The sequence below is a fragment of the Streptomyces sp. NBC_00287 genome (genome assembly GCF_036173105.1).
Lineage (GTDB): Bacteria > Actinomycetota > Actinomycetes > Streptomycetales > Streptomycetaceae > Streptomyces.
This window is the reverse complement of sequence record NZ_CP108053.1, coordinates 1,556,089-1,568,886: the sequence shown is the minus strand read 5'-3', so window position 1 is coordinate 1,568,886 and position 12,798 is coordinate 1,556,089. Positions and strand designations below refer to the sequence as shown.

General features: G+C 70.7%; 15 protein-coding genes. 8 read left to right on the top strand and 7 right to left on the bottom strand.

Features of this window, described 5'->3' with window-relative positions:
- The first annotated feature begins 430 nt into the window (after positions 1–430).
- The gene (locus OHT76_RS07125; RefSeq protein WP_328869903.1) at positions 431–1,948 is read left to right on the top strand and encodes a glutamate--cysteine ligase; all 1,518 of its coding nucleotides are present in this window, start codon (positions 431–433) and stop codon (positions 1,946–1,948) included.
- A gap of 90 nt (positions 1,949–2,038) precedes the next feature.
- Positions 2,039–2,839 carry a CPBP family intramembrane glutamic endopeptidase gene (locus OHT76_RS07120; RefSeq protein WP_328876471.1) on the top strand — a complete coding sequence of 267 codons (801 nt, stop codon included), beginning with the start codon at positions 2,039–2,041 and terminating at the stop codon, positions 2,837–2,839.
- Positions 2,840–2,879: 40 nt separating this feature from the next.
- Here OHT76_RS07120 and OHT76_RS07115 read toward each other — a convergent pair whose 3' ends face one another.
- A complete protein-coding gene (locus tag OHT76_RS07115) occupies positions 2,880–3,689 on the bottom strand; it encodes a PhzF family phenazine biosynthesis protein (RefSeq protein WP_328869902.1) in 810 nt (269 codons plus the stop codon).
- A 140-nt stretch (positions 3,690–3,829) separates the two neighbouring features.
- Between OHT76_RS07115 and OHT76_RS07110 the strand changes: the two genes are divergently transcribed.
- Positions 3,830–4,435 (top strand): PadR family transcriptional regulator, encoded by a 606-nt coding sequence (locus OHT76_RS07110; protein ID WP_328869901.1) that lies wholly within the window; start codon positions 3,830–3,832, stop codon positions 4,433–4,435.
- 57 nt (positions 4,436–4,492) lie between these two features.
- On the opposite strand, the gene OHT76_RS07105 is transcribed toward OHT76_RS07110, so the two are convergent.
- Together OHT76_RS07105 and OHT76_RS07100 are read right to left on the bottom strand one after the other, a co-directional pair.
- Positions 4,493–4,921 (bottom strand): type II toxin-antitoxin system Rv0910 family toxin, encoded by a 429-nt coding sequence (locus OHT76_RS07105; RefSeq protein WP_328869900.1) that lies wholly within the window; start codon positions 4,919–4,921, stop codon positions 4,493–4,495.
- Between the two features lie 108 nt (positions 4,922–5,029).
- Positions 5,030–5,218: a hypothetical protein gene (locus OHT76_RS07100; RefSeq protein WP_328869899.1), complete on the bottom strand. Its 189-nt coding sequence runs from the start codon at positions 5,216–5,218 to the stop codon at positions 5,030–5,032.
- Between the two features lie 197 nt (positions 5,219–5,415).
- Here OHT76_RS07100 and OHT76_RS07095 point away from each other — a divergent pair, with 197 nt between their 5' ends.
- Both OHT76_RS07095 and OHT76_RS07090 read left to right on the top strand, forming a co-directional pair.
- Positions 5,416–5,955: a Clp protease N-terminal domain-containing protein gene (locus tag OHT76_RS07095; protein ID WP_328869898.1), complete on the top strand. Its 540-nt coding sequence runs from the start codon at positions 5,416–5,418 to the stop codon at positions 5,953–5,955.
- A 63-nt stretch (positions 5,956–6,018) separates the two neighbouring features.
- Positions 6,019–7,020 carry an EamA family transporter gene (locus OHT76_RS07090; protein WP_328869897.1) on the top strand — a complete coding sequence of 334 codons (1,002 nt, stop codon included), beginning with the start codon at positions 6,019–6,021 and terminating at the stop codon, positions 7,018–7,020.
- Between the two features lie 101 nt (positions 7,021–7,121).
- Here the strand turns inward: OHT76_RS07090 and OHT76_RS07085 are convergent, their stop codons facing one another.
- Positions 7,122–7,799: a pyridoxamine 5'-phosphate oxidase family protein gene (locus OHT76_RS07085; RefSeq protein ID WP_328869896.1), complete on the bottom strand. Its 678-nt coding sequence runs from the start codon at positions 7,797–7,799 to the stop codon at positions 7,122–7,124.
- 35 nt (positions 7,800–7,834) lie between these two features.
- Between OHT76_RS07085 and OHT76_RS07080 the strand changes: the two genes are divergently transcribed.
- Positions 7,835–9,166, top strand: coding sequence for an aminotransferase class I/II-fold pyridoxal phosphate-dependent enzyme (locus OHT76_RS07080; protein ID WP_328869895.1), 1,332 nt, complete (start codon positions 7,835–7,837; stop codon positions 9,164–9,166).
- Here OHT76_RS07080 and OHT76_RS07075 read toward each other — a convergent pair.
- On the bottom strand, positions 9,163–10,113 hold the full coding sequence (locus OHT76_RS07075) for a DMT family transporter (RefSeq protein WP_328869894.1): 951 nt from the start codon (positions 10,111–10,113) through the stop codon (positions 9,163–9,165). The two genes, OHT76_RS07080 and OHT76_RS07075, sit on opposite strands and share 4 nt — an antisense overlap.
- 74 nt (positions 10,114–10,187) lie before the next feature.
- Between OHT76_RS07075 and OHT76_RS07070 the strand changes: the two genes are divergently transcribed.
- Positions 10,188–11,111 carry a LysR family transcriptional regulator gene (locus OHT76_RS07070; RefSeq protein WP_328869893.1) on the top strand — a complete coding sequence of 308 codons (924 nt, stop codon included), beginning with the start codon at positions 10,188–10,190 and terminating at the stop codon, positions 11,109–11,111.
- On the opposite strand, the gene OHT76_RS07065 is transcribed toward OHT76_RS07070, so the two are convergent.
- Positions 11,089–11,556 (bottom strand): pyridoxamine 5'-phosphate oxidase family protein, encoded by a 468-nt coding sequence (locus OHT76_RS07065; protein ID WP_328869892.1) that lies wholly within the window; start codon positions 11,554–11,556, stop codon positions 11,089–11,091. The genes OHT76_RS07070 and OHT76_RS07065 overlap by 23 nt on opposite strands.
- Before the next feature lie 135 nt (positions 11,557–11,691).
- Here OHT76_RS07065 and OHT76_RS07060 point away from each other — a divergent pair, with 135 nt between their 5' ends.
- The gene (locus OHT76_RS07060) at positions 11,692–12,330 is read left to right on the top strand and encodes a cysteine hydrolase (protein ID WP_328869891.1); all 639 of its coding nucleotides are present in this window, start codon (positions 11,692–11,694) and stop codon (positions 12,328–12,330) included.
- Here the strand turns inward: OHT76_RS07060 and OHT76_RS07055 are convergent.
- Positions 12,317–12,745, bottom strand: coding sequence for a Rieske (2Fe-2S) protein (locus OHT76_RS07055; RefSeq protein ID WP_328869890.1), 429 nt, complete (start codon positions 12,743–12,745; stop codon positions 12,317–12,319). The genes OHT76_RS07060 and OHT76_RS07055 overlap by 14 nt on opposite strands.
- Between the last annotated feature and the right edge of the window lie 53 nt (positions 12,746–12,798).

Here is a 12,798-nt window from a genome sequence, read left to right as displayed (position 1 = left end):
TGCCGTACGTCCATCTCTACGGCAGGTCCTCCGACCGGGCGCCAACCTTCTGCCTTGTCCGCGGAGTTTATACGACATGTGTTCAGTGAGTGTTTCGTCTAGCCGCTTCCGGCGCACTCGGCAAGGGCGCATTCGGACGGCGATCCGCGGGAATGATCCCGATTTCAGAAGGAGTGTAAGGCGATGACCTCGTGAAATGCGCGAGAAGCGGTCGGCCAATTCTCGTCGGCGTTTTTCACGAGTTCGTCGGCTGCTCGAAACTGCGCTCTGCCCCATGCCTGGCGAATGTGCCGCCGGTCACGTCCGACAGCCTAGCGGGCGGCAGGCCGCGCCGTGACGTTATCGATCGCTTCGGCTGGGCATCATCCCACCTGACCCGGGACACCGGCGGCCGGATCTTCGGCCCGCCCAATCGAGGAGGGAAGCTTCGATGGGGGAGAAGGTCGTGGCAGGTCGGTTCGATCTGTCCGACCGCCAGCACTACCGCGACAAGCTCCGGAAGTGTCTGGCGGGCCTGGAGCGGCTTCTGGCGGAGAAGCGGTTCGATCGCCCGAAGAACCTCATGGGGCTCGAGATCGAATTGAATCTCGCTGGAGCCGACGGCATGCCGAGAATGTTGAATGCACAGGTTCTCGAGCGGATCGCGAGTCGGGATTTCCAAACAGAACTCGCCATGTTCAACCTGGAAGTCAACATAGCCCCACACCGGCTGGGTGGCCGCGTTTTTGATCGGCTCGCCGAGGAACTCCGAACCTCTCTGGCATATGCCGATCGGAAAGCCGGTGAGCTCGACGCGGGAATCATGATGATCGGCATTCTGCCGACTCTCGACCGGGACGACCTGGTCTCTTCCAACCTCTCCGATGTCGATCGTTACACGCTGCTCAACGACCAGATCGTGGCCGCCCGCGGCGAGGATTTCGTTCTCGACATCGACGGCGTGGAGCATCTCACCTGCACCTCGAAGTCGATAGCGCCCGAGGCCGCCTGCACCTCGGTCCAACTTCATCTCCAGGTCACCCCGGCCCGCTTCGCCGACGTCTGGAACGCCGCCCAGGCCGTCGCCGCCGCCCAGGTCGCGGTCGGCGCCAACTCGCCCTTCCTGTTCGGCCGCGAGCTCTGGCGCGAGTCCCGCCCCCCGCTGTTCACCCAGTCCACCGACACCCGCCCGCCCGAACTCCAGGCCCAGGGCGTCCGCCCGCGCACCTGGTTCGGGGAGCGCTGGATCTCCTCCGCCTACGACCTCTTCGAGGAGAACCTGCGCTACTACCCCGCCCTCCTGCCGATCTGCGACGACGAGGACCCGCTCCAGGTGCTCGACGAGGGCGGCATCCCCTCGCTCGCCGAACTCGTCCTGCACAACGGCACGGTGTATCGCTGGAACCGCCCGGTCTACGGCATCGCCGACGGCGTCCCGCACCTGCGGGTCGAGAACCGCGTCCTGCCCGCGGGCCCCACCATCACCGACGTCATCGCCAACGCGGCCTTCTACTACGGCGTCATCCGCGCCCTCGCCGAGGAGCCGCGCCCGGTGTGGACCCGGCTGCCGTTCGAGGCGGCCGCCGCCAACTTCGACACCGCCTGCCGGCACGGCATCGACGCCCGCCTCCAGTGGCCCCGGCGCGGACGCTACGGCGGCACCACGGAGATCGACGCGGCCACCCTCGTACGCGACGAACTGCTGCCGCTCGCCGAGGCCGGTCTTGACGCGTGGGGAGTCGAGCCCGCCGACCGGGACCTGTATCTCGGGGTCATCGAGGAGCGCTGCCGGCGCCGCGCGAACGGAGCCTCCTGGCAGTCCGCCACCTTCCATCGGGCCCTCGAAAAGGGGCTGTCCCGGGACGCCGCCCTCGCCGCCACCACCCGCCGCTACCGAGATCTGATGCGCCTGGGCGATCCGGTCCACACCTGGCCGGTGGGGCTTCCGGAGGCCGTGCCGCTGGGCTGAGGGGCGCCTGAACGGGGGTCGCCGCCGTCCGCCTCATACTGGTCGGGCAAGCTGTGACGTCCTATGACGGTGGTGCCCCTGGGAGGCAGTGTGCAGGCGGAGGCGGGTCCCGCGGCCGATTCATTCCCGCAGGAGGGGCCCTCGCGCCGGATCCTCCGTGACGAACTGCTGCTGGTCCTGGGCGTCTCGCTCGGGGCGAGCGGTGTCTCCGCACTGATCAGCTTCATCGGCTCGGTCACCAAACCCGGGGGCCTGAAGGACCAGGCGGCCACCCTCAACGCCTCCGCCGCACCCGGCCGCCCCTGGCTGGACCTCGCCTGGCAGCTCTTCGGGATCACGACGTCCCTGGTGCCCGTGCTCCTCGTCGCGCACTTCCTGCTGCGCGAGGGCAGCGGTCTGCGGGCCCTCGGATTCGACCGCACCCGCCCCTGGCCGGACCTGGCCCGAGGCGCCGCCGTCGCCGCGGTCATCGGCAGCAGCGGCATCGCCTTCTATCTCGCCGCCCGGGGCCTGGGCTTCAACCTGACCGTGGTCCCCGAGGCGCTGCCCGAGGTGTGGTGGAAGTACCCGGTGCTGGTCCTGTCGGCACTGCAGAACGCGATCCTCGAAGAGGTCATCGTGGTCGGCTATCTGCTGCGCCGACTCCACCAGTTGGGCTGGACGCCCGGCACCGCGCTGATGGCCAGCTCCGTACTGCGCGGCTCGTACCACCTCTATCAGGGCATCGGCGGCTTCATCGGGAACATGGTGATGGGCGTGGTGTTCGTCTACCTCTACCGCCGCTGGGGCCGGGTCGGCCCGCTGGTGGTGGCGCACTCGCTGCTCGACATCGGCGCGTTCGTCGGATACGCGCTGCTCGCAGGGAAGGTCGACTGGCTGCCGACAGCCTGACAGGGGCGCACGAAAGGATCCGTACGCCCCTACAGGTGCACTAGGCCAGCAGCTCGCCGTCGATCACCGTGACCGCGCGGCCGCTCAGCAGGGTGCGGTCGCCGCGCACCTCCGTGCGGACGAAACCTGAGCGGGGAGAGGCCTGCAGCCCTGTGAGGTCGGGGCGCTCGAGGCGCTGTGACCAGAATGGGGCCAGCGCGGTGTGGGCGCTGCCGGTGACCGGGTCCTCGTCGATGCCGACGTTCGGGAAGAAGCAGCGGGAGACGAAGTCGTAGCCCCGCGCGGGGTCCTCGGCCCGGGCGGTGGCGATGATGCCGCGCTCGGAGAAGGCGCCGAGGGCCTTGTGGTCGGGGGTCAGAGCGCGGACGGTCTTCTCGTCGGCCAGCTCCACCAGCAGGTCGCCCACGTTCGGGCCGGTGTCGAAGACGGCCAGCGGCTCGGCACCCAGTGCCTCGGCGACCCCGTCCGGGATCTCGGTCGCGGTGAGCGGGGCGGTCGGGAAGTCCAGGGTGAACGAGCCGTCCTCGCGGGGCGTCGCGACCAGCACGCCACTGCGGGTGGCGAACCGCACCGGGCCCTCGTGGGCGCCGGTGGTGTGCAGCACATGGGCCGTGGCGAGCGTCGCGTGGCCGCACATCGCGACCTCGGCGGCGGGCGTGAACCAGCGCAGCGCCCAGTCGGCCTCCGCGTCCTCGGACAGACGGTGGGCGAACGCGGTCTCGGCGTGGTTGACCTCCATGGCGACCTGCTGGAGCCAGTCGTCGGCGGGGAAGGCGTCGAGGAGCAGGACCCCCGCGGGGTTCCCGGCGAAGGGGCGGTCGGTGAAGGCGTCGACGATTCGGATGCGCATGCGTCGACGTTAGAGGGCCGACAAAGGCGCAGGCCAAGGCCAATTCCGGGTTACTGGACCGACCGAGGCTTGTCATGCGAACTATTCCGATATATCGTTGAGGCATCGCGACAGATCAACGATGGAATGGAGTGATTGCGATGCGTTCCCATGGATTCGAACGTGGACACGGTGGTCCCGGCCGAGGTGGTTTTGAGGGTGGGCGTGCCGCCTTCGGGCCCTTCGGGCCGGGTGGTCCCGGCTTCGGCGGACCCGGCTTCGGTCCGGGGCACTGGGGGCCCAGGGGCCGCGGAGGTCCCAGGGGGAGGGCACGGCGCGGTGATGTACGCGCCTCGATCCTGGCCCTGCTCAAGGACCGGCCGATGCACGGCTACGAGATGATTCAGGAGATCGCCGAGCGCAGTGGCGGGGCGTGGAAGCCCAGTCCCGGTTCGGTGTACCCCACCCTCCAACTGCTGGAGGACGAGGGCCTGATCGCCAGTGAGAGCGAGGGTGGCAAGAAGCTGTTCTCCCTCACCGAGGCGGGCCGCACCGCGGCCGAAGAGGGCCCCGAGGCGCCCTGGGAGGACGCCTCCAAGGGCGTCGACTGGGAGGCTCTCAGTGAGATCCGCCAGGCCGGCTTCGGTCTGATGGAGGCCTTCGGTCAGGTCTGGAAGACCGGCAGCAAGGAGCAGCGCGACAAGGCGCTCGCCGTCATCAACGAGGCGCGCAAGAAGCTGTATCTGATCCTCGCCGACGAGGACTGACGGCCTCCCCGCCGTGAGAAGGGCGCCCCTCGGGGCGCCCTTCTTGTTGTGCCGCCGTCAGGTCACCAGACCGGCCAGCTTGCGCAGCGACTCGTTCAGGGCGGCCGTCCCCGAGTCCTTCAATCGGCCCGCCATCAACGACACCGCGGCGCCGGTGAACTCCCCGTCGATACGGACGGTCGTGGCGTCCCCGTCCGGCGTCAGCGTGTAGCGGGTGGCGACGCTCACGGCCATCGGCCCTTTGCCGCGCAGGGTCAGTACCCGCGCCGGCTCCAGTTCCTCGATCGTCCACTCGACCTCGGCGGGGAAGCCCATCAGCTTCATGTTCTCCTGGAAGGTCCCGCCCACTTCGAGGGCCGTCGGACCGCCCTTCGGGAAGTTGGTGTGGGTCGCGTTCCACTCGCCGTACGCGGGCCAGTCCGTGAGCTGCGCCCACACCTTGTCGGCCGGTGCCCCGATCCGTGCCTCCGCGCTGACTTCGGCCATGCGACCACCCCTTCGTCTCGGGCTACGGTGTCGCGGAACGTAGCCGCAGGGCCTGGAACATTCAATACTGATGAACCGTCAGAAAGTGTGGAGCCGCCGGGACGGGGCTCAGACGACCAGCCGTATCACCGCCGCGTCGAACAGGTCCCACGCGCGCGGGAAGGCGCTCTCGTCGTGGCAGTGCCAGGCGTCCCAGAACAGATCGGCGGGCAGTGCGTCCTCCGGGGCGTACACCCGGTACACGTACTGTCTGCCGTCGACGGCCGGCAACGCCACCAGCCAGCACCTGCTCTCCATGCACCTGTTGGACGTACGAGAGCGCGCCGTGGTTGCGCGCGGGGCGCGACTCAAGGCGGCGCGCGCCCCTCGGGGAAGAAGGGCGTGATCTCATCCCCAAGGAGGAGATTCCGCACCGCCGAGTCCACTCTCCGTGGGACGCCAAGATGCATCCCTCCGGGGATGACCTGCCCGGCGGAGACTGATGGGGTAAGGGTGTGCAATCCCGTAATCCCCGCCGGCCGGACCACGACCAGGCCGGAGGGCGCCCGGACGACGATGCCCGGCTCAGTGCCGAACTGGCAGCGGTGATCTCCGGTGCCCGTCGACGCGCGGTGCGGGACGCGGACCGCCAGGTCGACACGGCCCATCTGCTGCACTCCCTGCTCGAGTACGACCCCGAGGTGCGGGACGTCTTCGACGGCGCACCTCAGATCGCCCGGCTGCTCGGCTATCTCGTCCAGCGCAGCATCGGCTACGGCCTGCGCTGGCAGGGCAGTGTCGAGGACTCCGGAGCGGTACCCGTGGTGACCGAGGCCGACGGTTTCTCCCCGCTGGCCTCGGGCGCGCTGGAGTACGCCTGCGCCCGCGCCGCCCGCCGCGGCGACGAACCCGCCCGTGGCGTCGACCTGCTCGCCGCGATCGTCGTCGACAAGGAGGCGCGGGCCGTCGAGGTGCTCGCCCGCGCGGGGATCGACGCCGGTGAGGTGTACGCCCGGATCGACAGCCGGCCCGAGAGCTACGTCGGCGAAGGCTGACGCCGTCCATTCGTTGAGACAGGTGTCATCGGGGATGACGCTCATGTCATCGCCTGTCATCATGTGCCGGTGCGTACGTCAGAGAGCAGTCAGGGCAGTCACGGCAGGGGGATGGGGCTCGGTCTCGCCCTCGCCTCCGCGCTCGCCTTCGGGGGATCCGGTGTCGCGGCCAAGCCGCTGATCGAGGCGGGCCTCGACCCGCTGCACGTGGTGTGGCTGAGGGTGGCCGGGGCGGCGCTGGTGATGCTGCCGCTCGCCCTGCGCCATCGCGCGCTGGTACGCCGCCGCCCCGCGCTGCTCGCCGGGTTCGGACTGCTCGGGGTGGCCGGCGTCCAGGCCTTCTACTTCGCCTCCATCTCCCGTATCCCGGTCGGCGTGGCGCTGCTCGTCGAGTACCTCGCGCCCGCGCTGGTGCTGGGCTGGGTGCGGTTCGTGCAGCGGCGGCCCGTGACCCGGGCCGCCGCGCTCGGGGTGGTCCTCGCGGTGGGTGGACTCGCCTGTGTCGTCGAGGTCTGGGCCGGGCTCAGCTTCGACGCCCTCGGGCTGCTTCTCGCGCTCGGCGCGGCCTGCTGTCAGGTCGGCTACTTCGTCCTGTCCGACCAGGGCAGCGACTCGGCCGACGAGGCGCCGGACCCGCTCGGCGTCATCGCCTACGGCCTGCTCGTCGGCGCTGCCGTGCTGACCGTCGTGGCCCGGCCCTGGTCCATGGACTGGGCCGTCCTCGCCGACAGCGCGGACATGAACGGCACCCCGGTCGCGGCCGCGCTGCTGCTGTCCTGGATCGTCCTCATCGCCACGGTCGTCGCCTATGTCACCGGCGTGGTCTCCGTACGCCGGCTCTCGCCGCAGGTCGCGGGCGTGGTCGCCTGCCTCGAAGCGGTCATCGCGACCGTCCTCGCCTGGGTCCTGCTCGGCGAGCACCTCTCCGCTCCGCAGATCATCGGCGGCGCGATCGTCCTGCTCGGTGCCTTCATCGCCCAGTCCTCGGCACCGAGCAAGGGTTCGGCGGAGCCCGTCGCCTCCGGCGGGGTGGAGCGGGAGCTGTCGGCCCGGGGGACGACGTGAGCGCTCCCCTTGAAGTGCCGCACCGATGTCGTCGTTCGTCTGCGGCGGTGTCGTGGCTGGTCGCGCAGTTCCCAGCGCCCCTTTAGGGCGCTTCGGAGCCGTCACCTCAGATATGCGGGGATCTCCGTGCCGGGCGTCAGGTCCGGGTCGTCGATCGGCGTCTCGTACCCCTTCCGCAGCGGGACCACTCCGGCCCAGTGCGGGAGGGCGAGGTCCTCGGGCTCGTCGTTCACTCCGCCTGTGCGGAGCTTCGCGGAGACCTCGTTCAGGTCGAGGCGGATGACGGCGGTGGCGGCCAGTTCCTTCTTGTTGGCGGGCCGGGAGTCCGCCGAACGGCCCGGCACGACATGGTCGACCAGCGCGTCCAGCGCGATCCGCTTCTCCTCGGGGTCTGTCACCTGGTGGGCGACGCCGTGCACCACCACGGACCGGTAGTTCATCGAGTGGTGGAAGGCCGAGCGGGCCAGGATCAGCGCGTCCACGTGCGTCACCGTCAGGCACACCGGCAGCCCCGGGTCGGCCTGCCCCGTCATCCGCAGCGGACGCGAGCCGGTCGAGCCATGGACATAGAGCCGGTCGCCGACCCGCCCGAACAGCGTCGGCAGCACCACCGGCGCACCGTCCCGGACGAAGCCCAGATGGCAGACATAGGCCTCGTCGAGTATCGAGTGCACCAGCTCCTTGTCGTACGACGCCCGCTCGGCGGAGCGGGTGGGAACCGTGCGGTCGGTCGGTGTGTAGGCGGTGGGCTGCGACATCGGCGGCTGGGTCCCCTGCATTGCGATCTCCATTGCACTAGTGCACAATCTGGTTTGTGCTAGGAGAATATCGGATCACGGGCCGGCGCGCAGCTGAGATTGCGGCCGGCATCGAGGCGGCGGTCGGCTCCGGGGAGCTGGCGCCGGGACAACTGCTGCCGCCCATGCGGGAGTTGGCGGTCGAACTGGGCGTGAATCCCAATACGGTCGCGGCCGCGTACCGGACCCTGCGAGAGCGCGGTGTCATCGAGACCGCCGGACGCCGGGGCAGCCGGGTGCGGCCCAAGCCGGCCACCACCGCGCGGGAGTACGTCCGGGAGGAGGTCCCCGCCGGAGTGCGGGATCTGGCGAACGGCAATCCGGACCCGGCGCTGCTGCCCCCGCTCGCCCCGGCGTTCGCGGCGGCGGCGGAACAGGGGGACCGGACGCCGGTCCTCTACGGCGACGACCCCATGGACCCGGAGCTGGCCCGGATCGCACGCGCCGAGCTGGACCGGGACGGGGTACCGGACGGGCCCCTCGTCGTCACCTCCGGCTCGCTGGACGCCATCGAGCGTGTCCTCGCCGCGCATCTCAAGCCGGGGGACACCGTCGCCGTCGAGGACCCCGGCTGGGGCAGCGTCCTCGACCTCGTCCCGGCGCTCGGGCTGCGCATCGCACCCGTGGGCGTCGACGACGAAGGGCCGCTCGCCGACGATGTACGCCGGGCGCTCGGCGCCGGTGCCCGCGCCCTGATCGTCACCGACCGGGCGCAGAACCCGACCGGCGCCGCGGTGAGCGCCACGCGCGCGCGTGCGCTGCGTTCCGTGCTCCGGGAGCACCCGGACACCCTGCTGATCGAGGACGACCACGGACACGCCATCGTCGACGTCCCGCTGCACCCCCTGGCCGGCACCACCCGCCACTGGGCCTTCACCCGCTCCGCCGCCAAGGCCTACGGCCCCGATCTACGCCTCGCGGTGCTCACCGGCGACGATGTGACGGTCGACCGAGTCCGCGGCCGACAGCGCCTCGGGCCCGGCTGGGTCAGCCTGATCGTCCAGCGGGCCGTGGTCCGGCTGTGGTCCGACGGTTCGGTCGACCCGAAGGCGGTGGCGGCCGCGTACGGCAGCCGCCGCGACCGGCTCATCGGCGCGCTCGCCGACCGGGGCATCGCCGCAACGGGCCGTACCGGCATGAACGTCTGGATCCCCGTCCCCGACGAGACCGGCGCCGTCTCCCGCCTCCTGCACGCCGGCTGGGCCGTCGCCCCAGGCGCCCGCTTCCGCATGAACACCAGCCCCGGCATGCGCATCACGGTCTCGACGCTGACCGAGACGGAGACGCTGGCCCTGGCCGACGCCATCGCCTCGGCCGTACGGCCGTCCCCCGGCCGGAGCGGTGTCTAGGACGCGGCCTTCGCGGGCTCCCGCGCGATGCGGTCGCCGTCGGCCGGGACGGCCCCACGCGCGCGTGGCCGTATCTGTGTGAGCGCCGCCCCCACCAGCACGATCACCGCGCCCACCGGCGTCGACCAGCTCAGCGACTCACCGAGCAGGGCCACGCCCGCCGCCGTCGCGATGACCGGGATGAAGTAGGTGACCATCTGGGCCGTCGTCGGGCCGACCTCCGCGACCAGGCCGTACTGGAGGAGCACCGCGACGCCGGTGCCGAGGGCGCCGAGGGCAGCGACCGCGAGCAGGGGCAGCAGCGGGAAGTCGGTCGGGGCCGTGGTGAACAGCGGGGTGACGACGGCCAGTTGGAGCGTGGCGAGGAGGAGTTGGGCGCCGGTCAGGGACAGGTTCGAGGAGCGGGAACCCGCCAGGGTGCGGCGGACGTAGATCCAGCCGATCGGGTAGCAGAGCGAGGCCAGCAGGGCCATGCCGGTGCCCCGCGCGTCCATACCCGCGAAGCCCTGCCAGGCGCCGAGGACCGTCAGGACACCGAGGAAGCCCACGCCGAGCCCCGCGACCCGCAGCCGGGTCGGCCGGTCCTCGGAGAGGGCGACCATGGACAGGGCCATGCCCCACAGCGGTGAGGTGGCGTTGCAGATGCCCGCGAGCGTCGAGGGGATCGTCAGCTCCGCGTAGGCGAACAGGGAGAAGGGCAGCGCGTTCAGCAGGAGCGCGGCGACCGTCAGATGCCCCCAGGTGCGCGCCCCGCGCGGGAGTCGCTCCCGCCGGGCCGCCATGGCTACCGCGAGTACCGCCGTACCGAACAGCAGTCGGCCGAGGGTGACCTGGAAGGGCGCATATCCCTCGGTGCCCACCTTGATGAGCAGAAAACTGAAGCCCCAGATCAGGGAGAGGACGGCGAAGCGGAGCCGCCAGTCGAGCAGCGAACGAGAGCGGGTCATGGGATCAGGGTGCGGCACCACAATCTCGTAGCACAATCGAGATTTTGTCAGTGCTATCTCGTAGCATTGCTTACATGTTGAACCTGGAGCGCCTGCGCACCCTCGACGCCCTCGCCCGGCACGGCTCGGTCAGCGGCGCGGCCGAGGGGCTGCACATCACCACGTCCGCCGTCTCCCAGCAGATGTCCAAGCTGGAGCGGGAGGTCGGCCAGCAACTGCTCGCCAAGAACGGCCGGGGGGTCCGGCTCACCGACGCCGGACGGCTCCTCGCGGAGCATGCGGCGCGGATCCTGTCGCAGGTCGAACTGGCCCAGTCCGACCTGGAGGCACAGCGCGGTCAAGTCGCGGGGGAACTCAGAGTGTCGGCGTTCCCGACCGCCGCGCGCGGACTCTTCCCGGCCGCTCTCGCCGCGCTGCGCGCCGAACACCCGGGCCTGCGGCTGCGCTCCAGCGAGCTGGAACCCGAACAGGGCGTCGCCGGGGTGGTGCGCGGCGATCTGGACCTGGCCGTGGTGCTCGACTGGTACAACAAGCCGATGCCGCTGCCGGACGGTCTGGTCAAGGCGCCGATCCTGGACGACCCCGCCGATGTGGCGATGCCGGTCGACCACCGGTTCGCGGGCCGCGACGAGGTGGACCTCGCCGAGTTCGCCGAGGACGAGTGGATCACCTGGGGCCAGGGCGAGTTCTGCCACGAGTGGCTGATGTTCACCCTGCGCTCCAAGGGCATCGAGCCGATCGTCGGCCACCGCGCCGCCGAGACCCACACCCAGCTCGGTCTGGTCGCCGCGGGGCTCGGCGTGTGCGTCGTCCCCCTCCTCGGCCGCCATCCGATGCCGGCCGGAGTCGTCACCGTGCCGCTCAAGCAGCGGGTGCGGCGGCATGTCTACGTGATCTGGCGCGCGGACGCGGACCGCCGGCCGTCGATCCGGGCGGCGGTCAAGGCGCTGCGGGCGGCGGGGGAGCGCGTGGGCGCTACGGCGACGACAGCTTCCTGAAGTCCCACGACACGATCTTCTCCGGCGTCAGCCGCATCCACGCGTGCCTGCCGTCGTGCGGCATCTCCTCCAGGCCGAAGTTCTTGCGCGCGAACAGCGTCTCCGGGACGTCGAGTTCGGCACGCAGCTCCCCGGTGCGGGGGATCTCGCCCACGAACTCCACGGTCCCGGACAGCTCGACGCCGCGCAGTTCGTCGTACTCCTCGCCCGTGTCGACCACGACGGCCACCCGCTGGTCGCGCCGCAGTTGCGTCCAACGCCTGCTGCGCACCACCGAGTACAGCCACAGCGAGGTGCCGTCCCAGGCGAACCACAGGGTGCTCACATGCGGTGCGCCGTCCGCCGACACCGTGGCGACCCGGCAGGTGCGCTGGGTGGCCAGGAACTCGTCCAGCTCACTCGGTGTCATCATGATCTTCCGGCCCCGGCGCTGAGTGACGGTCATGCGTCCCCCTCTTCTCCCACGTCGTGCCAGAGGAGATCCTCTGACATCACGTCAGAAAAGAATGGGTCGTCTTCCGTCCGTGCGCAATGGTGGCTACTCTCGCCCGCTCCAGACCGTCGGCGACAAGGGGGAACCATGCCGTCGTACGACCAGCTCCGCGAGCTCCTCGATCCCGCCACCACCGTGCTGCTCACCGTCGAGTGCCAGCAGGGGGTGGTCGGACCGGACAGCGCCCTGCCCGAACTGGCCAAGGAGGCCCGCTCCTCCGGTGCCCTCGCCAATGTGGCCCGGCTGGTGGCCGGCGCCCACGGGTGCGGGCTGCAGGTGATCCACGCGATCGCCGAGCGCCGCCCCGACGGCCGCGGCGCGAACCGCAACGCCCGTCTGTTCCGGGCCGCCGAACGGCTCCCCGTCCAGCAGCTGTCCGGCACCACCGCGGTCCGTGTCGCGGCCCCGATCGAGGTCACCGAGGAGGACTTCGTCGTACGACGGCTGCACGGCCTGTCGCCGATCCAGGGCACCGACGTCGATGCCCTGCTGCGCAATCTGGGCTGCCGCACGCTGGTCGTGACCGGCGTCTCGGCCAACGTGGCGATCCCGGCCGCCGTGTTCGACGCCGTCAACCGCGGTTACACCGCCGTGGTGCCCACCGACGCGATCGCCGGGGTGCCCTCCGAGTACACCCCCGCGATGATCCGCAACACCCTCGCGCTGGTCGCCACCCTGACCACCACGGCCGACCTGCTGGCCGCCCTCCGGGTCAGGCCAGCGTGATCGACTCCCCGTCCACGGTGACCTCCCGCGAGGGCAGCGGCTGAGTGGCGGGCCCCTTCTGCACACTGCCGTCCTCGATGGAGAACCGGCTGTTGTGACAGGGGCAGGTGATGGCGCCGTCGGAGACACCCGTCACCGGGCACCCCTGATGGGTGCACTCGTACGAGAAGGCCTTGAAGGTGCCCGCTGTCGGCTGGGTGACGACCACCTTGTGGTCGTTGAGTATCTTCCCGCCGCCCTCCGGGATGTCCGAGGTCTGCGCGACGACGGTCCCGGCGGACCCGGACGCCCCCGATGACTCCTCGTCCTCCGACCCGCACGCGTTCAGCGCGAAGGTGAGGCCCACGGCGCCGACCGCCGCCACGACGGTACGGCGGCTCGGGGCCGCGACGGGGTGGAGCGGTTCGCTGGTCATGCCGGACTTCCCTTCCACGGAGGTACGCCTTGCGCCCTCAGGTACGGGCGGCG